The 25172-nt window shown below is 39.5% G+C and carries 23 protein-coding genes; 12 read left to right on the forward strand and 11 right to left on the reverse strand.

Annotated elements, in window-relative coordinates:
* Positions 1-53 precede the first annotated feature (53 nt).
* The 3 genes from DRF59_RS13590 to DRF59_RS13600 are packed head-to-tail and all read left to right on the forward strand — an operon-like array spanning position 54 to position 1644.
* Positions 54-632 (forward strand): YdeI/OmpD-associated family protein, encoded by a 579-nt coding sequence (locus DRF59_RS13590; protein WP_115961040.1) that lies wholly within the window; start codon positions 54-56, stop codon positions 630-632.
* A gap of 18 nt (positions 633-650) precedes the next feature.
* Entirely contained in the window at positions 651-1049 is a 399-nt protein-coding gene (locus tag DRF59_RS13595; RefSeq protein WP_115961043.1) for a DoxX family protein, read from the forward strand.
* Positions 1050-1086: 37 nt separating this feature from the next.
* On the forward strand, positions 1087-1644 hold the full coding sequence (locus tag DRF59_RS13600) for a DUF4256 domain-containing protein (RefSeq protein WP_115961046.1): 558 nt from the start codon (positions 1087-1089) through the stop codon (positions 1642-1644).
* Positions 1645-1720: 76 nt separating this feature from the next.
* On the opposite strand, the gene DRF59_RS13605 is transcribed toward DRF59_RS13600, so the two are convergent.
* The gene (locus DRF59_RS13605) at positions 1721-2212 is read right to left on the reverse strand and encodes a GNAT family N-acetyltransferase (protein WP_115961132.1); all 492 of its coding nucleotides are present in this window, start codon (positions 2210-2212) and stop codon (positions 1721-1723) included.
* A 206-nt stretch (positions 2213-2418) separates the two neighbouring features.
* On the opposite strand from DRF59_RS13605, the gene DRF59_RS13610 reads away from it, so the two are divergent.
* The 3 genes from DRF59_RS13610 to DRF59_RS13620 all read left to right on the forward strand — a co-directional run bounded on the left by DRF59_RS13610 (position 2419) and on the right by DRF59_RS13620 (position 6902).
* Positions 2419-3813, forward strand: a complete 1395-nt coding sequence (locus DRF59_RS13610) for an aminopeptidase P family protein (RefSeq protein ID WP_115961049.1) — start codon at positions 2419-2421, stop codon at positions 3811-3813.
* A gap of 14 nt (positions 3814-3827) precedes the next feature.
* Positions 3828-5999 carry a S9 family peptidase gene (locus DRF59_RS13615; RefSeq protein ID WP_115961052.1) on the forward strand — a complete coding sequence of 724 codons (2172 nt, stop codon included), beginning with the start codon at positions 3828-3830 and terminating at the stop codon, positions 5997-5999.
* Positions 6000-6299: 300 nt separating this feature from the next.
* The gene (locus DRF59_RS13620; RefSeq protein ID WP_115961055.1) at positions 6300-6902 is read left to right on the forward strand and encodes a DNA-3-methyladenine glycosylase; all 603 of its coding nucleotides are present in this window, start codon (positions 6300-6302) and stop codon (positions 6900-6902) included.
* A gap of 87 nt (positions 6903-6989) precedes the next feature.
* On the opposite strand, the gene DRF59_RS13625 is transcribed toward DRF59_RS13620, so the two are convergent.
* The 8 genes from DRF59_RS13625 to DRF59_RS13660 all read right to left on the reverse strand — a co-directional run bounded on the left by DRF59_RS13625 (position 6990) and on the right by DRF59_RS13660 (position 15661).
* A complete protein-coding gene (locus tag DRF59_RS13625) occupies positions 6990-7415 on the reverse strand; it encodes a hypothetical protein (RefSeq protein ID WP_115961058.1) in 426 nt (141 codons plus the stop codon).
* Between the two features lie 252 nt (positions 7416-7667).
* Positions 7668-9107, reverse strand: a complete 1440-nt coding sequence (locus tag DRF59_RS13630; RefSeq protein WP_115961061.1) for a SusD/RagB family nutrient-binding outer membrane lipoprotein — start codon at positions 9105-9107, stop codon at positions 7668-7670.
* Positions 9108-9118: 11 nt separating this feature from the next.
* Positions 9119-12145: a SusC/RagA family TonB-linked outer membrane protein gene (locus DRF59_RS13635; protein WP_115961064.1), complete on the reverse strand. Its 3027-nt coding sequence runs from the start codon at positions 12143-12145 to the stop codon at positions 9119-9121.
* Between the two features lie 108 nt (positions 12146-12253).
* A complete protein-coding gene (locus DRF59_RS13640) occupies positions 12254-12955 on the reverse strand; it encodes a LytR/AlgR family response regulator transcription factor (RefSeq protein ID WP_185144921.1) in 702 nt (233 codons plus the stop codon).
* A complete protein-coding gene (locus DRF59_RS13645) occupies positions 12936-14009 on the reverse strand; it encodes a sensor histidine kinase (RefSeq protein ID WP_115961135.1) in 1074 nt (357 codons plus the stop codon). The genes DRF59_RS13640 and DRF59_RS13645 overlap by 20 nt, the downstream gene beginning before the upstream one ends.
* A 183-nt stretch (positions 14010-14192) precedes the next feature.
* Entirely contained in the window at positions 14193-14597 is a 405-nt protein-coding gene (locus tag DRF59_RS13650; protein ID WP_115961067.1) for a DoxX family protein, read from the reverse strand.
* A gap of 127 nt (positions 14598-14724) precedes the next feature.
* Positions 14725-15231: a TlpA family protein disulfide reductase gene (locus DRF59_RS13655; protein WP_241505595.1), complete on the reverse strand. Its 507-nt coding sequence runs from the start codon at positions 15229-15231 to the stop codon at positions 14725-14727.
* Between the two features lies 1 nt (position 15232).
* Positions 15233-15661 carry a rhodanese-like domain-containing protein gene (locus DRF59_RS13660; protein ID WP_115961073.1) on the reverse strand — a complete coding sequence of 143 codons (429 nt, stop codon included), beginning with the start codon at positions 15659-15661 and terminating at the stop codon, positions 15233-15235.
* 185 nt (positions 15662-15846) lie between these two features.
* Between DRF59_RS13660 and DRF59_RS13665 the strand changes: the two genes are divergently transcribed.
* Together DRF59_RS13665 and DRF59_RS13670 are read left to right on the forward strand one after the other, a co-directional pair.
* Positions 15847-17508: an FAD-binding dehydrogenase gene (locus DRF59_RS13665; RefSeq protein ID WP_115961076.1), complete on the forward strand. Its 1662-nt coding sequence runs from the start codon at positions 15847-15849 to the stop codon at positions 17506-17508.
* A gap of 12 nt (positions 17509-17520) precedes the next feature.
* Positions 17521-18324: an SDR family oxidoreductase gene (locus DRF59_RS13670; protein WP_115961141.1), complete on the forward strand. Its 804-nt coding sequence runs from the start codon at positions 17521-17523 to the stop codon at positions 18322-18324.
* 99 nt (positions 18325-18423) lie between these two features.
* Here the strand turns inward: DRF59_RS13670 and DRF59_RS13675 are convergent, their stop codons facing one another.
* Complete coding sequence (locus DRF59_RS13675; protein ID WP_115961079.1) at positions 18424-19419, reverse strand: aldo/keto reductase; 996 nt, start codon at positions 19417-19419, stop codon at positions 18424-18426.
* A gap of 199 nt (positions 19420-19618) precedes the next feature.
* On the opposite strand from DRF59_RS13675, the gene DRF59_RS13680 reads away from it, so the two are divergent.
* From DRF59_RS13680 to DRF59_RS13695, 4 genes are all read left to right on the forward strand, one after another.
* Positions 19619-20914: an NAD(P)/FAD-dependent oxidoreductase gene (locus DRF59_RS13680; protein WP_115961144.1), complete on the forward strand. Its 1296-nt coding sequence runs from the start codon at positions 19619-19621 to the stop codon at positions 20912-20914.
* A 12-nt stretch (positions 20915-20926) separates the two neighbouring features.
* Positions 20927-21928 (forward strand): SDR family oxidoreductase, encoded by a 1002-nt coding sequence (locus tag DRF59_RS13685; protein ID WP_115961082.1) that lies wholly within the window; start codon positions 20927-20929, stop codon positions 21926-21928.
* A 214-nt stretch (positions 21929-22142) separates the two neighbouring features.
* Complete coding sequence (locus DRF59_RS13690) at positions 22143-23990, forward strand: chloride channel protein (protein ID WP_115961085.1); 1848 nt, start codon at positions 22143-22145, stop codon at positions 23988-23990.
* 166 nt (positions 23991-24156) lie between these two features.
* Entirely contained in the window at positions 24157-24771 is a 615-nt protein-coding gene (locus DRF59_RS13695) for an alpha-ketoglutarate-dependent dioxygenase AlkB family protein (RefSeq protein ID WP_115961088.1), read from the forward strand.
* 62 nt (positions 24772-24833) lie between these two features.
* Here the strand turns inward: DRF59_RS13695 and DRF59_RS13700 are convergent, their stop codons facing one another.
* Positions 24834-25118, reverse strand: a complete 285-nt coding sequence (locus DRF59_RS13700; protein ID WP_115961091.1) for a bacteriocin-like protein — start codon at positions 25116-25118, stop codon at positions 24834-24836.
* Between the last annotated feature and the right edge of the window lie 54 nt (positions 25119-25172).

Below are 25172 nucleotides of genomic sequence, written 5' to 3' on the forward strand. Positions count from 1 at the left end.
TGGGATTAATGCTATCCTTCTACTCTGCTCATCAACCATAAATCCTTGATAATATGAATCCAAAAGTTGATTTCTTCTTCGAAGATGCCGGACAATGGCAGGAAGAATTTAAAGCATTAAGAACAATAGCCCTCAGTACAGAACTGGTGGAAGATTTAAAATGGGGATGTCCCTGTTATACTTTTGAAGGGAAAAATATTTTCTTAATTCATGGTTTTAAAGAATATTGTGCCTTCCTTTTCTTTAAAGGAGCCTTAATGAAAGATCCGGATCATATTCTGATCCGGCAAACCGAAAATGTACAGGCTGCAAGACAGGTCCGTTTTACAGATGTACAGCAGATCAATGATCTTAAAGAGATTCTTCGGTCTTATATGTTTGAAGCCGTTGAGATTGAAGAATCAGGAGTTAAAGTGGACATGAAGAAAACAAAAGAATTTGAAATGCCGGAAGAGTTTCAGAATAAACTGGAGCAGGATCCGGCTTTAAAAGAAGCTTTTGAATCTTTAACTCCTGGACGGCAGCGTGCTTACCTGCTCCACTTTTCCTCTGCAAAGCAATCTAAAACCCGCGAAGCAAGAATTGAAAAAAATATTCCACAGATCCTTACCGGAAAAGGCCTGAATGATTAACCCTAAAAACAAAATAAAATGGAAACACAAAAAACCTCTGAAAAAAGAACAAAGATCATTTACTGGATCTTCACCTTATGGATGGCACTTGGAATGGTTTCTACAGCCATTGTCCAGCTTATGAAAAATAAAGACGAACTGGCCAATTTTACCAACCTGGGCTACCCTTCCTACCTGATGACCATCCTGGGCATCTGTAAACTATTGGGTGTTATTATCATCCTGATCCCCGGACGTCTGCTGTTAAAAGAATGGGCTTATGCCGGATTTTTCTTTGTAATGTCGGGAGCCGTGGTTTCCCATCTTATTATCGGAGATCCTGCCGGCAGAACATTGCCTGCCGTACTTCTACTGGCGCTGGTATTAATTTCATGGTATTTCCGCCCATCCAATAGAAAGATTTCCGTTACACCTTAGTAACTTTATTCCATGAAACCACTTAAAGATATCTGATATGAAAAAGAAACAATTAACATCAGAACAGAAGAACGCCCTATTAAGCGTATTAAAAACCCGTTTTGAAAAAAACATGACACGCCATAAGAACCTGAAATGGGAAAAAATCCAGGCAAAACTGGAAGCCTCGCCTGAAAAACTCTGTGCCCTCAACGAAATGGAAGAAACAGAAGGCGAACCCGATGTCATAGATTACAATCATAAAACGGACGAATATATTTTCGTTGACTGTTCCCCTGAATCTCCGAAACGCAGAAGCCTCTGTTATGATTACCCTGCCTGGGAATCCCGGAAAGCCAACAAACCTGAAAGCAATGTCATTGACACTGCCTTAGAGATGGGCATTGAACTCCTTACAGAAGAACAATACCGTAAACTTCAGGAACTCGGGAAATTTGACCAGAAAACTTCAAGCTGGGTACAAACTCCGGCATCCATCAGGGAATTGGGAGGAGCCATATTCTGCGACAGACGTTATAATACCGTATTCACCTATCATAACGGCGCAGACTCTTACTATGCAGCAAGGGGGTTCAGGGGAATGCTTAAAGTATAAAGATTAACCACATTCGACACCTGCCGGTTTCCCTCTTTTTGAGGGAAACCTTGCTCACTCAATGGAAGAAATTTCACTATTTTTGCCATACAAAATAAGCCAGTTCCCTTCCCTCTCTTACCAGGTTTTCAACCCTCCGGAAACCATTTTTCATCAAAACTTTCTGGGAACCTGTATTTTCCGGATCAGTAACGGCAACAATGTCTTTTTGCTGATGCAGGGAAAGGCAATACTCAATAAGTGCTTTGCATACCTCTGTTCCGAGACCTCTGCCCCAATACTCCTCTCCCAAAGTATACCCTATTTCTAACTGGTCAGGATTATCAAGGAAAACCCGGACAAGACACATTCCGGCAAGGTCATTATTCTGGGCATTGAATACTCCCCATCTGCTGAATGGCCCTGTCTTATAGTCTGACAATGCTTTGTCAAACATTTCTTCATATTCATCAGGCGTTTTATAAGGCAGATAACGTGTTACTTTTTCATTTTCAAAAAGAGCTGAGAATAAGGGAAGTTCCTGCGGTGCAAATTCACGGATGATGATCGTATCGTTTTTATAGTTCATAGGAATATTGAAATCGTACAATAAAAGTACAAAATAATTGAACAATACCTGTATCGGAAAACACCGCAAAAGAATGAACTTTTCTGAAGCAGCATCTTTCTTTTTTATACAAATAAAACGGGCTGTTTTTATTTTTATGAATAAAGGGCTGTGAATAATACAAAATCGTAACTTTAAACCTTTAAAACAAAAAGTATTTACAATATATGTTTTCAGCACAAACCTATCAAAACAGAAGATCTGTATTAAAAAATAATATGACGGATGGAATATTATTGTTTCTGGGAAATATAGAGAATCCCGTAAATTTCGAACACAATCCTTATTATTTCCGTCAGGACAGCACCTACCTTTATTATTTCGGAATTCAGGAACCCCGGATTGCAGCTATTATTGATATTGATGAAAATAAGACCATCGTTTTCGGAGATGAATTAAGCATAGATGATATTGTATGGATGGGAAGGCAGGAAACACTTAAAGAGAAAAGCCTGAAATCAGGAGTGGAAGAAACTTTACCATATGCAGAGTTATCACAATACCTGCAAAAGGCACAGTCTTCAGGAAGAAAGATCCATTATCTTCCACCATATCAGTCTTTCAATAAAATTTTACTCTCTGATCTTCTCGGAATCAGAATAGCTGGTCTGCAGCCTTCAGTGGAAATGATCAAAGCCATCGTAAAACAACGTTCGATAAAAGAAGCCCGGGAAATTGCAGAAATAGAAAAGGCGGTGAATGTATCTAATGACATGCACCTGCTGGCAATGCGTACTGCCAGACCTGGAATAAAAGAGTATGAGGTGGCCAATGCCATCCAGTATCTCGCAGCCAATAGAGAATGTCAGATGTCTTATCCACCCATTGTCACCATTAACGGAGGTATACTCCACAATCATTACCGTCTCAATACACTGAAAGAGGGAGATCTTTTCCTCAATGATTCCGGTGCTGAAACTGCAATGGGATATGCAGGAGACCTGACCAGGACATTTCCTGTCAGCAAGACATTTACTGCAAAACAAAAGGAAATGTATGAAGTAGTTCTGAATGCCTTTAATAATGCCCAACAGCTTCTGAAGCCGGGGATCCGTTTCAAAGATATTCACCTGAAAGCATCACAGCATCTGGTAGAAGGCCTTGTAGATCTTGGGCTGATGAAAGGAAATCCTGAAGAAGCCGTAAAAAACCATGCCCATACCTTGTTTTTCCAATGCGGACTGGGGCATATGATGGGATTGGATGTTCATGATATGGAAGATCTTGGAGAACAATATATCGGGTATACTGAAGAAGAACCAAAAGATACCAAAACTTTTGGTCTTAAATCCTTACGTCTGGGCAAAGCCTTAGAATCAGGATTTGTAGTGACCGTGGAACCCGGTATCTATATGATCCCCGAGCTGATTGACATCTGGCAGGCGGAAAATAAAAATGCAGACTTTATTAATTATGATAAAGTCAATGAATACCGGAATTTCGGAGGAATCCGTGTAGAAGATAATTTCCTGATCACCGATGAAGGATACAGGCTTCTGGGGAACGGACTGATCAAAACAGTGGAAGAAATTGAAAATTACAGAGCGGAACATTTAGCTTAATTCCAATAGTATCTATGAAGAATATTAAAAAAATAACGGTCATTGCATTATATTTCCTGTGCCTGTCTCCATTGGCTGCCCAAAAAACCCAATGGACCCCTGATGGAAACGCCTATTATTCCTTTACCAAAAACGGCATTGAAATCGTTGATGTCCTGAAAACCGGAAAAGATCAGACTTTTTTAAGCAGTAATGAATTAATTCCTTCCGGAAGTTCTGCGCCTTTGCAGGTACAAAGTTTTCAAGTATCTCCGGACGGTAAAAGTTTACTGCTTTTTACCAATACAAAGAAAGTATGGAGGGATAATACACGGGGAGATTACTGGATTTTTGATAAGAACAGCAAAAAACTGACTCAGCTTGGGAAAAGCCTGCCTTCAGCGTCCTTGATGTTTGCCAAATTCTCTCCGGATGGCAAAAAAGCTGCGTATGTTTCCGGACATAATATTTATATTGAAGACCTTTCGGACAACCAGCTTACTAAAATTACTTCTGATGGTACAGACCGGATAATCAATGGCACTTTTGACTGGGCTTATGAAGAAGAATTTGGCACACAGGATGGCTTCAGGTGGTCTCCGGACGGAAGCAAAATTGCCTACTGGAAACTGGATGCACGAGGTACTAAAAACTTTCTGATGATCAATAACACTGATAGCCTGTACTCTTTTACGGTTCCTGTAGAATATCCTAAAGTAGGTGAAAATCCTTCAGGATGCAGCATCTGGTTTTATGATCTGGCTTCTAAATCTTCAAAGAAAGCAAATATTGAAGGAGATGAAGTACAAAACTATATTCCCAGAATGGAATGGGTACTCGATTCTAAATCAGTGATCCTTCAGCAACTGAACAGAAAACAGAACCAAAGTAAAATTATTGTGTCTGATGCCCGTACCGGAAACAGCAAAACCATCCATACGGAAACAGATGCAGCATGGATTGATATAAAATCACGCTGGAATGACAATGATCCGGGCGGCTGGGACTGGATTGACAATGGTAAGGAATTCCTGTGGCTTTCTGAAAAAGACGGATGGAGGCACATTTATAAAATTGACATGAACGGAAAAGAAACCCTTATCACAAAGGATAATTTTGATGTGATAAAACCGGAGTTTTTTGATGTTCCCAACAAACTGATCTACTTTTTGGCTTCCCCTGATAATGCAGCCCAGAAATATCTGTACAAAGTAAGTATGAAAGGAGGAAAAGCACAAAGGATAACTCCTCAGGCTTATTCAGGGTCTAACCAGTATATGGTATCACCCAACGGGAAAATTGCCATGTTTAATAACAGCAGTGTTAATGCCCGTTCAATAGGAGCCGTAGTATCCCTTCCGGATCATAAAGAGCTTGTACCTGCCAAAAGGACAGAAAAAGCTGCCCCTTCAAAACCTAAAGCGGAATTTTTCCAGGTTACAACCCAGGATGGAGTTACCCTGGACGGATGGGTCGTAAAGCCTAAAAACTTTGATCCGGGGAAAAAATATCCAATCGTTTTTACAGTATATGGAGAACCGGGATCACAAACCGTAACAGATAATTTCTACACAGGCTGGAACTATTTATATACAGGTGACATGGCTGAAGACGGCTATTTGTATGTTTCTCTTGAAAACCGCGGAACACCTGCTCCAAAGGGACGTGAATGGAGAAAATCTATTTATCGTAAAATAGGACAGCTGAATATCCGTGATCAGGCTATGGGGGCTAAAGCCTTATTTGCAAAATGGCCGTATATTGATACATCAAGAGTGGCTGTATGGGGCTGGAGTGGCGGAGGTTCATCTACCCTGAACCTTTTAGGACAATATCCTGACATATACCAGACGGGAATTGCGATTGCCCCGGTTGCCAACCAGTTATTCTACGATAATATCTATCAGGAGCGTTATATGGGTCTTCCTCAGGAGAACAGAGAAGATTTTGTTAATGGTTCTCCTCTCGCCTATGCTAAAAATTTAAAAGGAAACCTTTTACTGGTTCACGGCACAGGTGATGATAATGTACATTACCAGAATACAGAAGTGTATATTAATGAGCTGGTAAAGTACAACAAACAGTTTCAGCTGATGTCTTATCCCAACCGTACGCATTCCATCAGCGAAGGTGAAGGAACTTCTCAACATCTGGCCACAATGTTTACAAAATACTTAAAAGAACATTGTCCTCCGGGAGGAAGATAAAACCTATAAAAGTCTCACCATCATGTGGGACTTTTTTTGTACTGTTTATACAGGTTGGAAATAAAATATATCCTGTAAAATAAAAATCCCCGGGAATCCGGGGAATAGGGGGCGTCAAAACCTATATTTTATATAGTAGTGTGAAATGATGTTGATCTCAAAACAACAATGAATATGCCAATTTAATCACTATACAATGAAATCTGTAGTTTTGTGGTATCTTTTTTATCCGGCTTAAAATCACCACTTTTTAATTGAAAATATCATTATTTTTGAGCAAGAAATGCTAAAGCCCATAATTTGAAACTACCACTCTCCTATTACTCCAATCAGGATGTACTTTTCCTCGCCCGGAATCTGCTGGGGAAAGTACTTTTTACCGAAATCAACGGTGATATTACCGGAGGGATCATTGTAGAAACTGAAGCCTATTCAGGAGTCCGGGATAAGGCTTCACATGCTTACGGAGGCAGACGGACAGACCGGACTGAGCCCCTGTATAGTCATGGCGGTGTCTCCTATGTGTATTTATGCTATGGAATACATCACCTGTTTAATATTGTAACTTCTGTACAGGATGAGCCTCATGCCGTACTGATCAGGGCCATTGAACCCTTCATCGGAAAAGACATTATGGAGCACAGACGCAATATGCCATCATCCAAAGGAGCAATATCTTCAGGTCCGGGTTCTCTCGCCAAAGCACTGGGAATTGATAAATCCTTTAATAAAAAGAGCCTGACCGGAGAAGAAATATGGATTGAAGATCATGGAATCAGCTATTCTCCGGAAGAAATAGAAGCAGGTCCCCGTGTAGGAGTTTCCTACGCACAGGAAGACGCTTTTTTACCCTGGAGGTTTTGGGTAAAAGGAAATAAATATGTGAGTAAGTATAAGCCGTAATGCATAAAAAATGGCTTAAGATTATCACTAATCATTAAGCCAACTATTATTCAACATTGGAATAATAAACCAACCTCATTATATGTATTATTGTTTTTCTCCTTCAAAATAAAACCTAACATCGCTTTCTGCTGTTTTCTGGGTATAGATCTGCAATGATTTTGTTGAAATTATATAATTGAAATTCCCCTGGCTGTCACTGCCTGAAACTCCCACACCTGCAGAATTGCTGACATTAATTGTTTTAGGGGTAGCCACTGAATATGCTTCCCCGCCCTTCGGCTGTACTTTAACATGGGAGTCATCAATTTTTGATACATTAACAATTGCATTGTAATAATCCACCCCTTCAATTTTCATAGTTCCCTTAAAGGTTCCGGTAGCAATATCAATTCCGTGCTGAGCAGGAGCCGGATCATCATCATCACTATTTTTGCAGCTGAAGAAAATGTTACCCACAACCAGCATTAAAAAAAAACTACTCATAAGTTTTGAAATTCCGATTACTTTCATAATTCTATATTTATTATTTACAGTTCAAAGATGTGCAAATGAGCCGGAGCCCCGAAAAAAAGTCTACCAAAAGACAATTCTTATCTATCAACCGCTTTTCTGGGAACCCATATAAAAAAGCCTGCATCGTAATACAGGCTTAGGGATACAAAATAACTGTTATGAAAAAAATAAACTATTTAAGAATATTAAAGTCCTTTAATTCATCTATTTAACCATTGGATATTAAATGATTTTTACGAGTATACTTATTTAATGAACATCCCAGAATACTTTAGTAGTAAGCTTATCTCCCCCGATGGCAGTGGCAGCTTTATTATAATTTGCGCCGTTGGTAGTAGCTTCCAATGTTGGATACTGCAGCCTTACCGGTACTTTTCCTCCGGCATTTGCAATGGCGGTAGGCGGAGCCTGTAAGGCGGGATAGTCAAGACGCCGGTAAAAATTCCAGGATACTACAGGCTGATTATACATTGCGACCCATGCCTGCTCTCCGATAGATTTTTTCCAGTTTGCTGCATTATATGCATGATCCTGCAGGTAGTTCTGGGCATCCTGGGATGAAATTCCCCATTCCTGAAATGAAGCCAGAACAGCAGTATTATATAATGGTGCTGGGCTTCCGCCAATTCCAAACCGTGCAGCCGCCTCAGCCAGATAAAATGCTACTTCTGTAGAAGTGATAAGATTTCCGGCAGTCTCCGGAGTATAGGCAAAAATTCCGGGTGCTGAAAAATCAGAAAAAATTCCGGGAAGACCTATGACCTGGCCGATATAAACCCCGTCCACATCCTGAAAGTATTTGGAAACTCTGGGATCAGAAGTCGTATTGAGATAATCTATGAATGGTTTTCCTCCAAAGAAATCGTTTCGCCCGCTATTCACAAGGTTTTCATACAACGGGTTAAAATTAGGAGTTTCCGTCTGGTATCTGAAAACAGCATTCTGAGATTGATCAGTAATTACTCCTCCGGCAATGGCAGCATTGATGGTGGATTGGGCAAGACCGGGATTCACATCTGAAACAGCAATTCCCAGCTTTAAAAGAAGTGAATTTCCGAATTTTTTCCATTTTCCTATATCCCCTCTGTAAAGAATATCTCCGGGACCAAAAGTTCCTTCCCCCTCCTGAAGATGCTGAACATCAGTTTTTACACGGGTGATCAGGCTCTCATAGATCTTGGCATCATCATCATAAACAGGAAGCGGGAATTTCGCATTATTCAGTGCCTGGGTATATGGGATATCTCCGAATGTATCGACCAGGGTCTGAAATGTATAGACCATCAGAAGGTCTATAATTGCCATCTGATTCTGTTTTTTTGCAGGCCATGTACTGATCTCCGAAGCACCGGGCTGATATTGTTCCAGCAGTTCTTTAGCTTTATTCAGGTTGTTCAGCACATTTACATACGTATCTGCCCAGACAGTATTAGAAACATTTCTTGCAGTAAAATTATAATTGCTTTCACTTACATAAGTGACCTCCTGCCAATATTGCATGGTAAGGCGGAAATTATTTTCGTTGACACTCGGAGTGGTCATATAATCACTCAATTCTTTTTCAGCATATGTCAGAAGGGGCTCAGGAGCCATATCATAAGCAACACTCGGATCATCGTTTACACTGTCTGATGTACAGCCGGTTAGTATCAGTGCAAAAAAGGAACTTATTATAATGTAATTTTTCATTGGGGTAGTTTTTAAAAATTAACTTTCAGATTGAATGCAAAATTTCTGGTTGATGGCATTACGCCTGATTGGTATCCCTGGATACTTCCTGAAGACAATCCCGCTTCCGGATCTGCAAAAGGAAGGTTTTTATGAATAATCCAAAGATTGCTGCCCGTAAGTCCCAGAGTAAGGCTCTGAATTCCTGTATTTTTCAAAAATTTGCTATTGTTGAAAGTATAGGATACCGATACCTGACGAAGTTTTATAAAACTCGCATCATAGACAAAAGCAGCTACCGGGGGATCTGTTTCAAGTACCTGGCTGGACATCGAACGGTCAAGGCGTATGGTATTGGGAATATAATGTCCCGGATTATTAGGATCTTCCATAACTCCGGGTAAAATTACCCCTCCTCCGTTTTCAAGTGTGTTTCTGATAGGATTTCCCAGATCATTTAAACCTACCGAATCAGGATATAATCCGGTTCCATAGCCGTAATACTGATCCAGGGAAAATATTTTACCTCCTTTTTTCCAATCAATCTGAAAGCTTAAATTAAAATTTTTATAGGTGAAAGAATTGTTCAGTCCCGCTACAAAATCGGACTGAAAGCTTCCCAGGTTATGATTGCTGTCATCCGTATGAAGGTAAGCACCATTTGCACCTATAATCTTATTCCCGTTAGGATCATATACAAAATCCGCTCCCCAGATACTTCCATACTCTTCATTAAGAGGCGCATTAATGGTGATTCCTCCCTGCAATGAACCAATTGTAATGTTTTCAATTCCTTCACGCAAAGCAGTTACTTTTGTTTTAGGATTGGACCAGTTCATCATCATATCCCACGTAAAATGATCAGACTTTAAAGGCGTAATATTTAATGACAATTCCAACCCTTTTGTCGTAAGTTCTCCCGTATTCTGAATTTTAGCTGCCGATCCGGTTGCCAGAGAAATAGGAAGCGGAAGAATCTGATCAAAGGCCTTATTTCTGAACCAGGCCAGATCAATCCCCAATCTGTTCTTGAAAAACTGAAGCTGGGTTCCTATTTCTAAATTCTTCAGTTTCTGTGGAAGAAGGTCTGCATTTCTTAATGTCGTATTATAAGCGTAAACAGGATTATTTCCAAAAGAAGCCTGAGCAATATACCGGTTTCTTAACTGATCTGCACTGGTATCCGAACCTACTTCTGCATAAGCCGCCCTGACCTTACCAAAACTTAACCATTGCTGCTTTAACAGGTTAGAAAACACAATACTTGCTGAAACAGATGGATAATAATAGGTTTCTTTTCCTTTAGGTAATGCTGAAGACTGATCCCTTCTGAAAGTCCCTTCAATATAATACGTATTCTTATATCCAAGAGAAGCCTGAACAAAAGCTCCGTAAACATACTTTGTATTATCGGTAACAATAGGTTTGGCGGGCGTAGCTGCAGAATTGGAAATGGTATAGAGATCCGGGATATAAAGCCCTCCTGAAGTAGTCTGTGCATTGGAATAATTGGACTGGACATTGATATTACCTCCTAACAATGCCTGAATATTCAGATCTTCAGTAATATTCTTTTTATAGGTCGCTATCAGATCATAATTTGCTTCCGTAAAACGAAGGTTCGTAACGGCATAGCCAGATGGCTGTTCTATGGGATTAAAGCTGAAAAAAGCCGGAATAGATCCTACAGCTCTTCTTTCTTCAGTGATCATGCTATATCCGTCAATTCCTACCCTTCCCAGTATATTGATATTCTTTGAAAGGTCATAGCTCAGGCTGAAATTCCCTGCAAAACGCTCCCGTTTGTCATTCTGATAATTCTTATACCGGGTAAAATAAGGATTATCCCAATAGGCAGGAAAAAGGATATCAGGCTCCTGTATATTCCAGGTATAGTTTTTATCAAAAGTTCTGAACAGGTATTTCTGATACTGGATATCAACATTGGTAGGCCACCATTGCCGGAAATTTCCCATAATATTATCCGTATAGCCTGTGGAATTCCTTCCTTTTGTACTTTGTGTAATATAGTTGGCAAAAATGGTTGCAGTAAGCTTATCCGTAATTTTATAAGAAGCATTCCCTCCAAAGTTATTTTTCAGTAAGGAAGAATTGGGCATAATATCAGTCGCATTGGTATTGGAATAGCTTAATCGGAATGTTGCTTTTTCATTTCCGCCGCTTAACGAAATATTATTAACCTGATTAATGGCCTTTTCAAAAAAAGTGATAGGTCCGTTTTTTGCCATTACCCACGGGCTCTGCTTACCATAGTTTCTGGATCCGGGGATAAAGGCATCATATTGCCATACCATAAGGTTCGGATCATAAGGTGCTCCATAGGAAGCATCATGCCCGAATATCGCCATTGGCTGATTCTGGTAAACGGCAAAAAGGTTTCCTAAATACCCTTGTCCGTATTGGGTCTGGTATTCAGGGAAAGTAGATTTGTCAACAGTTGAAACGGAAATACTTCCACTATATTCCAACCCTACACCCTGTGTATTTTTCTTTCCCTTTTTTGTGGTAATAATAACCGCTCCGTTTTGAGCTCTTGAGCCATATAAAGCAGTAGCCGCAGCCCCTTTTAATACGTTTACCGTTTCTATATCGTTGGGATTGATATCCGAAACAGGGCTTCCATAATCATAGCCTCCTCCACCATTCTGCTGAAATGCAGAATTGATATTCCTGTTTATGATAGGAACACCATCCACTACAAAAAGAGCCTGATTATCGCCAAGTATAGATTTATACCCCCTGGAAACAGCATCTACTGATCCCCCGAAATTGGTCGACTGCCTGATCTCAAGACCAGCCACTTTTCCGGAAAGGTTATTCAGAAAATTGGTTGTAGGATTCTTGTTGATCTCATCTCCCTTTACTTCCTGTGTAGAATATCCAAGAGATTTTTTTTCCCTTTTTATTCCTAAAGCAGTAACAACGATCCCTTCAATATTCTGTGTGGTCAGGGTATCCTGCTTTCCCTGGCTGAAATATGCTTCACTTCCTATGAAAAAAGCAACTCCGGCACTTAATAGTTTTAACCGATATTTCATAATTATTGATTTTTGTAAACTTGATTGTCTTCAAAATTCAATAATTAGTGAAGATTATGACCAACCAGGCCTATCAACAGCCTGATAACGTCTACTAAAAATCAAATGCTAAAGTTCCAATGAAGGTTTATAGGTCCTGCCTATCGGAAGTTTTTTACCGTTGACCTGAACCATATTGGCGGATTTTATTTCAATTTTAGACCTGGAAACAATATATGATTTATGGATGCGGGTAAAAATTTTGGAATTCAGGCTAGCTTCTATTTTACTGATAGGCATTTTAAAGGTGAAGGTCTCAGATTTTGTATGAATATTGATATATTCTCTTAAACTTTCGATGAAAAAGATATCATGTAAGATAATTTTGACCTGTTTTTTGCCACTGCTGATGTAAATATAATCACGGTCTGCCAGTTCCAGTAAAGCATCTTCAGCCTGTATCAAATGTTTGAACTTTCCAATAGCCGTAAGAAATCTGTCATAAGGAATGGGCTTCATCAGGTAATCTGCAATATCCAGTTCATATCCTTCTACAGCATACTGATGATAAGCTGTTGTAACAATCACAAATGGAGGATTTTTCAATTTCCTTAAAAAATCAAACCCTTTAACCACAGGTAAATGAAGGTCTAAAAACATGAGATCTACATCATGAATACTCAGAAGATTACTTGCATGTACGGCATCAGCACATTTTCCTACCAGGTTCAGTTCTTCATCACGGGAAACAAAGCTTTCCAGGATTTCTGCAGCAATAGGTTCGTCTTCTACAATAATGCAGTTGTACTTTTTAGGAGTTGAATGTATCATGGAAATTAATGGTTAGTTTTACAATATATTTGTCGCTTTTATCTTCCACAGTAAGAATGTGCTCCGGATACAAAAGCTCAAGCTGTCTGCGGATATTTCTTAGTCCTATTTTGGTAGAATCCTGATGGGCTTTCCCTTCCTTGGAGTTTTCAATGGAATAAAAAAGAATTTGATCTTTCAGCTGGATATCAATATTGATATATGTATTTCCAAGACTTTCAGAAACGCCGTGTTTGAAAGCGTTTTCAACAAACTGAATCAGTATAAGCGGAGAAATTTCCTGAGAGGGATTATCAATATTTTCATGAAACTGAACAGTAAGATTATGATGACGGATCTTCTGGATCTGAATAAAATCTTTAATATTTTCAATATCTTTTGCAAGGGAAATATTCTTTTCGGCCGCTTCATAAATATTGTACCGCATGACTTTTGAAAGCTGCAGAATAACATCAGGTGTCTCATCTGCTTTTTTTAAGGCCATTCCGTAAATATTATTAAGCGTATTGAAAAGAAAATGCGGATTGATCTGGGCTTTTAACATACTGAGTTCCTGGTCAAGCTTTTCTGATTTCAATTGTGAAATTTGCTCTTTGAGGATATTTTTCTGCCGTGTGATCTCTATACCAAAGATGAGCCCTGTCATAAAAATCAAATCCATAAATGAGTTGAACGCTACCAGCCCGTTCATGTAGCCGGATGGTTGCCTTCCGTCCAGGGTTTCCATAATACCATAGATATGCGGATAAATCAGATAATGGGTATAAAACCTGTGGACCAGTACTGCTGCGAATACAATAATACTACATAGAATATATTTAAATACTCTCTTGAGATGTACCTTTTCATACACAAACAATAAAGAATAAGCTAATGGGATTTTAACCAGAAAATAAACCAGTTCAAGAGCAAGACTGTTTTGGAGTCTCAGCTGCCATTTGAAATCAGGAAACTGGAATCTCGACCAGTAAAAATCAAGATATACCTCCAGAATATAATATAATATCCAGAAGGCCAGGTGAATCTGTAACTTAGACCTTTTGCTTGATTTCAAATCCTTTATCATTTTAATACAAAGTAATATTGTTCAGCCAAATATAAAAATATTCAGTCTACGAAATCAGTGCAGACGTCTACAAACTGCTTATTTTTTACCCATCAGGGAAATAGAGCTCCAGGAAGTAAATAGACAGATAATTTATAAAATTCTATCAATAACATACTCTATTTGAATGGTTCAGGCAGCACCCCTATCAGCCTTAACCGCTTTTCCAAATCGTATTCCGGGATAGATAAGATTGAAAAAACCAAAGATCAGCAGAACATTAAATTCTATCCCGTTACTGCCTCCGCCTACCACAAACCACCCATTCTGCCAATGGACATAGTAGATGCCGAAAGCAAAAATCAAAATGTTCAGTATCGCAACGGGCCTGATACATTTATCAATCCAGATTAAAGGTACTGAAACAAGGTGAGTCAGTTTAACTGCCCACGCGAGGTATAACCCAAACGGGCTGAAACCTATCGTATCCAGATACTGAAGTCCAAAATTATTTACATCCCCACTGGAAATAGAGATTACACTATGCATCAGTAAAATAACTGACAACACAAAACGGAGGAAGAAATTCTTTTTCATAAGACTAAAGTATAAACAGGAAAACAATCCTGTTAAATACTGTATATCAACAACTTTTAACTATAGATGAATGCAAACAAAAAGAGCAGTAATGGATTACTGCTCTCTGAATATATGGGATTGTGTCTTAATTCTGATTGAGATGTTTTTTTAAAAACTCTTCCAGATCTTTGCCATGAAGGTTTTTGGCTAAAATCACTCCTTTGCCGTCTATAATGACATTAAAAGGGAGTTCTTCAATTTCATAAGATCTGGCTACCGGGCTCTTCCAGAATTTCAGATCACTTACCTGTATCCAGTTGATATTAAAACGGTCTATTGCTTTTTGCCAGCTTTCTTTATTTTTATCCAGAGAGACTCCCAGGATCTCAAATGTATTATTTTTTACCTGATCTGAATAAGTATTGTATATTGTTTTTAACTGAGGCTGTTCCTCCACACAAGGAGCGCACCAGGTAGCCCAGAAATCTATTAATACGGTTTTACCTTTTAAAGTTGAAAGCGAAAAGGATGTTCCGTCTGCTTTAGGCATCATAATTTCCGGGGCCTGCTTTCCTACCTCTATGGTATGGGTCTGAGCAATTCCGTAACCTGAAAAAATAATCAGGAACAGTAAAATAATGTTGGTCTTCATATTAATCATTTGTAGGATAATCTTTATCCAGCCAATCGGTTTTTATATTTTTGGGAAGATTCAGAAGTTTAGCATTTTTGAAGCCCATTTCCATTAATAATCCAAATGCCGGACGAATATTGGGACATTTCACAAACGGACAGCATCCGCAGTAGATGACAATTTCTTTATCTTTAGGAATCCCTTTAAGATAGCTTCTTAACTTTTCCAGATTTTGCGGCTCATGGGTTGGTCCTATATCTACGGAACCTTTGATAATTGCTTCCGGCCCTACTGAAATAATAAGCAGATCTTTTGTTTTCTGCTGTACAATTCTGGAAGCCAATAATGCCGGATCCATAAGCTGACTGTCTTTCCAGGGATCCTGCTTTTGCTGTGCCTGGCTGAAAACAGAGCAGACAAAGCATACCATAATGAACAAATACTTCATACTTCTATTTTTCACAAAGATAAAAATGTTTACCGATCTGATGTAATCAGAACAAAGAAGTTGTAAATTCCTTTAGTCCTGCTGACAGAACGGAGCACATAATATTTCCGGTTTTGCATGTCTTGTAAAGAGTAAATATTTTATACATTTATGTAAAGTATTGTTTAATAAAAATACCCTTTGAAATGGAAGATAATTTCCAACCTGATGCGATTATTATCGGAGCCGGACTGGCAGGTCTTACCGCTGCTATGGAAATAACCAATGCCGGAAAAAAAGTGCTTTTACTCGACCAGGAAACCGAAGAGAATATAGGCGGTCAGGCATTCTGGTCATTCGGAGGTCTTTTTCTGGTCAATTCACCCCAGCAACGGAGAGTTGGCATCAAAGATTCATATGAGCTGGCTTTACAGGACTGGAAAGGAACTGCCGGATTTGATCGTAAGGAAGATTATTGGCCCCGGAAGTGGGCAGAAGCGTACCTCAAATTTGCTGCGGGTGAAAAATACAACTACATTTCCCGATTAGGAATTAAGCTTATGTTTATGGTAGGCTGGGCTGAACGTGGCGACGGCTCTGCAATGGGCCATGGAAATTCAGTTCCCCGCTTTCATGTAAGCTGGGGCACAGGAACAGGAGTGGTAAAACCTTTTGTAGAAAAAGCTTATCAGGCCAGGGAAAAGGGGCTTTTGAAAATGAAATTCAGACACAGAGTAGCTGAATTGGTTGTAGAAAACGGAAAGGTAAAAGGTACTAAAGGAGATATCCTGGAAGAGGATCATAAAGAACGAGGAATAGCAACAAACAGAAATATAATTTCGCAGTTTGAATATCATGCACCCCATATTATTGTTGCTTCAGGAGGTATTGGGGCCAATCATAACCTGGTGCGGGAGAACTGGCCTGAAAGGCTCGGACGAGCTCCTGAAAATATGGTGTGTGGAGTTCCGGATTACGTGGACGGAAAAATGATAGCAATCTCAGAAAAAGCAGGAGCTCATATTATTAACCGCGATAGGATGTGGCATTATACGGAGGGAATACAAAACTGGAATCCCATCTGGAGCAATCATGGAATCCGGATATTACCAGGCCCCTCTTCTTTATGGTTTGATGCTCTCGGCAACCGGCTTCCGGCACCTTTTCTTCCGGGGTTTGATACTTTAGGGACTTTAAAATATATACAGGATACGGGATATTCCTATTCCTGGTTTATTCTGACACAGAAAATTATCAGGAAAGAATTTGCCCTTTCCGGTTCTGAACAGAACCCGGACATTACCAATAAAGATTATCCTCTTTTTCTGAAAAGAATTTTTGGAAAAAAAGCTCCCGGACCGGTAGAAGACTTTAAAGAACACGGAAAAGATTTTATTGTCTCGGATCATCTGAAAGATTTAGTAGACAGGATGAATCAGCTGTCCGGAGATCATCTTCTGGATTATGAAAAAATAAAGTCACAGATAGAAGCCAGAGACAGAGAGCTGAATAATAAATTTTCAAAAGATACCCAGGTTAATTATATCCGGAATACCCGGAACTATTTAGGAGATAAACTGGGACGTGTTGCTACGCCTCATAAAATTTTATCACCAGAAAACGGGCCTTTGATTGCTGTACGCCTTAATATTCTTACCCGTAAAACATTAGGAGGGATTAAAACTAATCTGAACAGCCAGGTTCTAAGGGAAGATGAAAGTGTTATTGAAGGACTGTTTGCCGCAGGAGAAGTAGCAGGGTTTGGTGGTGGCGGAATGCATGGATACCGCGCGCTGGAAGGTACATTTCTTGGAGGCTGCATTTTCTCAGGAATGAAAGCCGGCCAGTATATTGCCGGACTTAAATAAAAAAATACTATGATGAACAGCTATTTTAATGATAAAGTGATCTGGATAACAGGAGCATCATCCGGAATTGGTGAAGCTTTAGTTAAAGAGCTTGCAGTAAGCACAAATGCAAAAATTATCCTTTCTTCCCGCAACAAGGACCAACTAGAAAAGGTGGCTGAAAAAGCAGGCCTCTCAGATAACCGGTATGCTGTACTTCCTTTGGATCTGATGAATTATAAAGAAATGACCTCAACTGCCGGTAAAGCAATAGAGCAATTTGGTAAAATTGATATCCTTATTAATAACGCCGGTCTGTCTCAGCGTTCTTTAGCTATGGAAACCAACATTGAAGTAGATAAACGGTTAATGGATATTGATTACATTGGAACCGTTGCACTTACGAAGGCCATAATTCCTTTCATGATAAAAAATGGTGGCGGTCATATTGCCGTTGTTTCCAGTCTTATGGGGCTGTTCGGTGCACCGATGCGCAGCGGATATGCCGCTGCCAAACATGCACTGCATGGTTTTTTTGACTCTTTAAGAGCAGAACTATTTGATAAAAATATTAAGGTAACCATCATTTGTCCGGGATTTATACAAACCAATATTTCTATACATGCTGTTACTGGTGATGGTTCATTGCAGGGAACAATGGATGATGCAACCCGTAAAGGAATGCCCGCAGACCTGTTTGCAAAAAAAATGCTTACTGCCATTGGAAAATGCAGAAACCAAAAATCAATTGGAGGTAAAGAAGTAATAGGTGTCTATCTTAAAAGATTTTTTCCGGCTCTTCTCACAAAAATAGTTCGTAAAGCAAAAGTAGTTTAGCTGCTGTATTATTAACAGCCAGACTTTTCCATAACATAAAAGATCACCATCCGACCTGAATGATGATCTTTTATAATGAAGTAAAAGGCGTAATTCATTTTACCTGTAATCAGGTGTTTGCGCCTTTTCATAGATCAGACCTTCAGCTTTAAGTTCATTCCAGAAATCAGGAGGAATCACTGTATTAAGCCCTTCCACATTATCCCGGACCTGTTCCGGCTTACCGGCTCCCGGAATGATGGATGCAAATTCATCCGCTGCAAGAACAAACTGAAGCGCAGCATGCACAATATCAGTATCATATTTCTTTGCAATTTTCCTCATTCGTTCCCGCTTCTCTTCCATTCCTTTAGGAATAACTTCTTTATAGTTATACCGTTCCCTTCCCGCTATATATCCTGAATTATATCCTGCTCCGGAAACCAGTTTAACACCAGCTTTTTTAACAGCCGGAAGAAGACGGTCTGCGGCATCTTCATGATCCAGGATAGAATACTGTGTAGCAGACAGGCAGATATCCGGATCTGCAGATTCAATACAGTCCAGGATAGGTTCAATCTTATTTACTCCCATTCCCCATGCTTTAATGACCCCCTGGTCCCGGAGCTCGGAGAGCACTTTAAAAGCTCCTTTTTTCGCCTGATCCAGAAAATAGGGATAACGGTCTCCTACCTGGTCCTCAGAAAGATCATGAATGTAGACAATATCAATATGGTCCAGCCCTGTTCTCTTCAAACTGTCTTCAATAGATTTTTTTACGGCATCAGCAGTATAATCGTGCCTGAAATCATAGTTTAAAGGATTTTTCCACATGGTTGGTGGCACTTCAGATTCAGGGACCTCAGTAAACAACCTTCCTACTTTGGTTGAAAATACAAAGCCATTCCTGTCCTGATTTTTCAGAAAATTCCCAAATCTCCTTTCACTCTTTGTCAGTCCGTACCAGGGAGAGGTATCATAATATCTGATCCCTGCATCCCATGCTGTCTGAAGTATATCAAAGGCCTGCTCATCGGTAATGTTTTCAAAAGCAGTTCCTATTGCTACCCCGCCTAATCCTAACCGGTGCTTTTCTGTAAGAATGTCTGTTTTCATATTATAAAATCTTTATGGTGTTCATAAATAAGCAACAAACATCGTGCAGACCTGATCCGGTGAAGATGAAGAATACAGAATTACAAATCCATCTCAAGGAAAAATCTGTTTGTTTATATTATGTTAAATATTTGATTTTTTGTTCTTTTGGTCCTGTTCTTGAATGAAATACAATACATCACTTCAATATCCACTTAATATGAAAAAACATATTCTAGTCGTAGGAGGAGGATTTGCCGGTATTAACTTTATCAAGTCCCTCAAGAACGATAAAAGGTTCAGAATTACCCTGGTAGATAAAAATAACTATCACTTTTTTCCACCGCTGATTTACCAGGTGGCAACTTCTTTCATAGAAGCATCAAATATCAGCTATCCTTTCAGGAAACTATTTTCTGAGAATAAAAATGTAAATTTTCATATGGGGAGTCTGATCAGGGTAAATCCTGAGAAGAAAACGATAGAAACAGACACAGGCACGCTTAGCTATGATTATCTGGTTCTGGCCCTGGGCACAGAGTCTAATTTCTTCGGGATGGAGAATGTAAGGAAGTATGCCTTACCAATGAAGAATATAGATGAAGCTCTTTATCTGAGGAATCATATATTATTAACCCTTGAAGAGGCAGCCAGAAATAAAGATATAAAAGAAGCAGAAAAATTACAGAATATTGTGATTGCAGGAGGCGGTCCTACCGGAGTTGAACTTGCAGGAATGCTTGCTGAAATGGGACGTTATGTTGCCCAGAAAGAATATCCGGAAATTAAATTTAGCCTGTCCAGCATCTACCTGATTGATGCTCTTCCTTCCCTCCTTTCTCCTATGAGCAAGCTGGCACAGCAAACAGCTTATGAAAAACTGAAAGAACTGGGAGTTAAAATTCTTCTGAATGTTTCTGTAAAAGATTATGTAAACTGTAATGTGATCTTAAGTGACGGAAAATCAATAGCAACGGAAACCCTGATCTGGACTTCCGGTGTCATTGGGAGGGAAATCCAGGGATTACCTGAAGAAAGTATCGGCAAAGGCAGACGGATATTGGTGGATGCCTACAATACTGTAGCGGGAACAGGAAATATTTATGCTGTGGGAGATATTTGCCTGATGCTTTCAGAAGAAAAATATCCGAAAGGTCATCCACAGCTCGCTCAGGTTGCCATCCAGCAGGGAAAAAACCTGGCCGCAAACTTTAAACGGATAGAAGATGGTAAGGTGCTGGAGCCTTTTCATTATAATGATAAGGGAAGCATGGCTATTATCTCAAAATATAATGCTGTGGTGGACCTTCCGAAGTCTTCTTTTAAGGGCTTTGTCGCCTGGCTGACCTGGCTTTTTATTCATATTATTCCCCTTGTAGGATTTAAAAATAAAGTACAGCTGGCATTAGACTGGTTCCGGTTATTTATTACCAATAACCCTTCTATCAGGCTTATTCTTATGCCTAAACGAAATACGGGAGCAGACAGCTATCAGAGAAAATCAGAACGCACTTAAATCTATCATATTATGAAAAATAGCAGAAAGCCTCCTTTTTTTGGAGAAACAGTTGTCATTACCGGCGCTTCCAGCGGGATTGGTAAGGCTACAGCGGAAGCATTTGCAGAACAAGGTGCAGACCTTGTCCTGGCAGCACGGGGTGAAGAAGCACTTAAAGAGACAGCAGAGATATGCAGGAAACTGGGTGCTACAGTGATTGCTGTACCTACGGATACTTCTGTTGCTGAAGAAGTGCAGAATCTCGTTAAAGAAGCCCTTGAGTTTAGTGGTAAAATTGATTATTGGGTAAACAATGCGGGAGTTCTGGCTTTTGGAAAATTTGAGGAAATTCCTGTAGACGTGACCGATCAGATTGTTAAAACCAATCTTTTGGGATACATGCACGCTGCACATGCTGTACTTCCGGTTTTTAAAAAACAGAAAAAAGGAGTTTTGCTGAATAACATTTCTATTGGCGGATGGATGCCGGCTCCTTACGGAACAGCATATACTGCTTCAAAATATGGAGTACGCGGAATGGTGGAAACCTTACAGGGTGAAGTATCAGATTATCCTGATATTCATATCTGTGCGCTGTATCCGGGATTCCAGAAATCTTCAGGAATAGAACATGCCGCTAATTATTCAGGAATAAAACTCAGTACACCTCCTCCTTCTTTTGATCCACGGAAACTGGCTGAATCAATTGTAGAGACAGCTAAAAACCCTGTAGAAGCCTCTTATCCGGACTGGTCTGCTGTTGTTTTTAAAAATCTATATGAAATGTTTCCAAGTATGATCCGGTATGTTTCATCTGCCGGAATGCGGATGGTTTTCAGGAAAGCCAACAAAGACAAAAACAGTGATGGAAATATCCTGGACCCCTCTGCCGGAAATATGGGAATAGACGGAAAAGCTTTATTTTCGGTTTCTCCCAGACTGTTAAGCTGGACAAGTATAGGTCTTATGGGGATTGCTGCAGCTGGTCTATTGCTTTACAGAGGATCAAAAAAATCAGAGGGGATTTTATAAAATTTAATTTACCGGTACTTTCAATAAACACCCGGATTATATTCCTTTTTAATCTTAAGGTTTCTGAGGACGCCAGGCAAAAGTAAAAGAAATTGATTATCAGAGTTTTATTCGTTTTTATAAAATTGAATAAAGGTCAGTCCGGGCATTTTTGTAAGATATTTCATAAATTTACAGAACTGTATCAGATTGAACAGGATTAAATTTTTCCCAGGTGAAAATTCACAACAAAAAAAAATACCTTAGTTTCCTTAAATTTAAAAGAGATTTCCAAAAATATGGATTGGAAAAAGCACGCAGTTATGAACTGATCCTGCATTGGCTGAATAACAGATTGAGCCGGAATCAGTTTCTTGTGCTTTCGGGTATTCTTGTAGGATGTACAGCCGGACTTGCGGGGGTGATCCTTAAGACCCTGGTACACAATATCCACTATTTTATAACCAATAAAGTTCACTTTGAATACCAGATATTATTTTATATTGTCTTTCCTTTCCTGGGTATTGTTTTAACGACACTTATTGTTCTTACATTATTTAAAGGGCAGGACAGAAAAGGAATTGGTGCGATTCTTTATGAGATCGCCCAGAACTCCAGTATTGTGGCTTCTGTTAAAATGTATTCGCAGGTTATACAAAGTGCTATTACCGTTGGATTGGGAGGTTCTGCCGGACTGGAAAGTCCGATAGCCGTAACGGGTGCTGCTATTGGTTCCAATTATGCCCAGACCTACAGGTTAAGTTACAAAGAGCGTACTTTGTTGCTGGCTGCGGGAGCTACTGCAGGGATAGCTTCTGCTTTTAATGCGCCTATTGCCGGTATTATGTTTGCCTTTGAGATTCTCCTGACAGGCGTTGTGTTTACAGATTTTATTCCTTTAGTTGTGGCTGCGGTTTGTGGAAGTCTTTTATCCAGAATTTTACTTCAGGAAGATGTTCTTTTCAGATTTTACACCAGAGAAGCCTTTAACTATAAAAATGTTCCCTATTATCTTATCCTGGGGATCGTAACAGGATTATATGCCCGTTATTTTGTAATCATTTCTCAAAAGGTCGAACATTTTATAAAAGGGCTTCAACTTTCAAAGATGCGCAAAGCAATGTTCGGCGGAGCGGTTCTTTCATTCCTTTGTATCCTTTTTCCTCCCTTATTTGGTGAAGGATATGAAACTGTAAAGGCATTTACCAGCGGAAACACTTATTCAATTATTGAAAACAGTTTTTTCAGATATTTTGAAATCGGGGACTGGACCATCATTATATTTTTAGTACTGGTTTTGCTTTTAAAAGCCTTTGCCACATCTTTTACCATATTCAGCGGAGGTAATGGAGGAAATTTTGCTCCTTCTCTTTTTGCAGGAGGTACTCTGGGATACTTGTTTGCTTTAATTTGCCAGCATTTAGGTTTTACGGATGTTCCGGTAACCAATCTTGTCCTCGTAGGAATGGCAGGCGCCATGAGTGGTGTATTGTATGCTCCGCTCACCGCTATCTTCCTGATTGCGGAATCAAGCTTTGGATATGACCTCTTTATTCCCCTGATGATTGTATCCGTAATGTCTTATCTTATTGCAAAATGGTTCTCTCCTATTTCTCCTGAGCTGAAATCTCTGGCGGATGAGGGAAAAATATTTACCAATAAGCATGATAAGAACCTGCTTTTCGCTTTACGGACAGAAGATTTTATCGATAAGTACTCACAGACAATCAGTGAAAATTCTTCTATTGAAGACCTGTTTGAACTGGTAAAAAACGGAAATAAAAATATATTCGCCGTAGTGGATGACCACAGGAAACTAAAAGGGATCCTCACTCTGGATGATATCAGGCCTTACCTTTTTAATAGAGAAACAGACTCCTCGCAAATGGTATTTCAGGTAATGAAAGCGCCTCCTGCCATACTTTATCGTAAAGATAAACCGCTGGAAATCCTCCAGACCTTCGATGATACCGGAGTATGGAATCTTCCGGTAGTGAGTGAGAATAATGACTTTATCGGATTTATTTCCAAATCTTCAATACTGATGAGCTACAGGCAGCTCCTGAAAGAATATTCTGAATGATGAACTTTTCAAATTCAGATGAGATTAAATTCCTCTGTATGACCATTGTCCTGTGATCATAACAATTCATGTTATAAAATAAGTTCATTATTTGTATTTTTACTGATATTTTTTGGAACATATTTTCCGGATCTGCAGATTTAAAACAGTCACACAAACTTTTATAATGGGACAGCTTAGTTTATTTAATATGGAGGAATACTACCGGTTTCCAACAGAGCTTTTGGAATACACGGAACATTTTTTAACTGAAAATGAAGCTTCAGTACTTGAAACACTACTGATGAATACAGCTCCCTGGAAACAAAGGACCCAACAAATGTATGATAAAATGGTTCTTACCCCACGCCTGACAGCCTGGTACGGCAATGTAGATAAGACCTACCAGCTGGCAGGAACCCGTTTTGAAGTAAATCCGTGGCTGCCTGAATTACTGGATCTGAAGCAGCGAATTGAGAAGAGTACCGGATATGAATTCAACTCAGTTCTTTTAAACCTGTACCGTGACAGGAATGATTCTGTAGCCTGGCACCGCGACAGGGAAAGTGAACTGGGAAACCGACCCGTTATCGCATCGGTCAGCCTGGGACAGGTAAGGAATTTTGATTTCAGAAACGTGGATAATCATTCAAATAAATACAGTCTTCCTCTTCAACACGGTTCACTATTGATAATGAAAGGTGACCTTCAGGTAAATTGGGAACACCGTATTGCTAAGTCTGCTTTACCTATGAAACCACGGATCAATCTGACTTTCCGGTTGGTCCGGGAACTTCTTTGAATATTCCTTCATAAAAAAACCGCTCTTTTCAGAGCGGTATGTCTATATAACTTGCTTGCATCTTAGCAAGTTGATCCACATTCAAGTAATTTGATATGGATTACTCCATTGATTACACATTGAGTCTGGCATAATGCTGTTCCTACAACGTTACCTACGCCGCCAACAACTCCTCCTACTACATTACCAACACCGCCTACAACTCCTCCTACGATGTTACCAACACCACCTACAACTCCTCCTACTACACCGCCAAGGCCACCGATTAACCCTCCGATTGGATCTAGTAATCCGTTACCAGAAATAGTTTTTAACTCGTTTCTGTCTAATTTTTTTAAGTTTTTCATAACTATAATTTTATATGATTATTACATTACGAATATAAGAATATTAATAACAAG

The sequence above is a fragment of the Chryseobacterium flavum genome, from assembly GCF_003385595.1.
GTDB lineage: Bacteria > Bacteroidota > Bacteroidia > Flavobacteriales > Weeksellaceae > Chryseobacterium > Chryseobacterium flavum.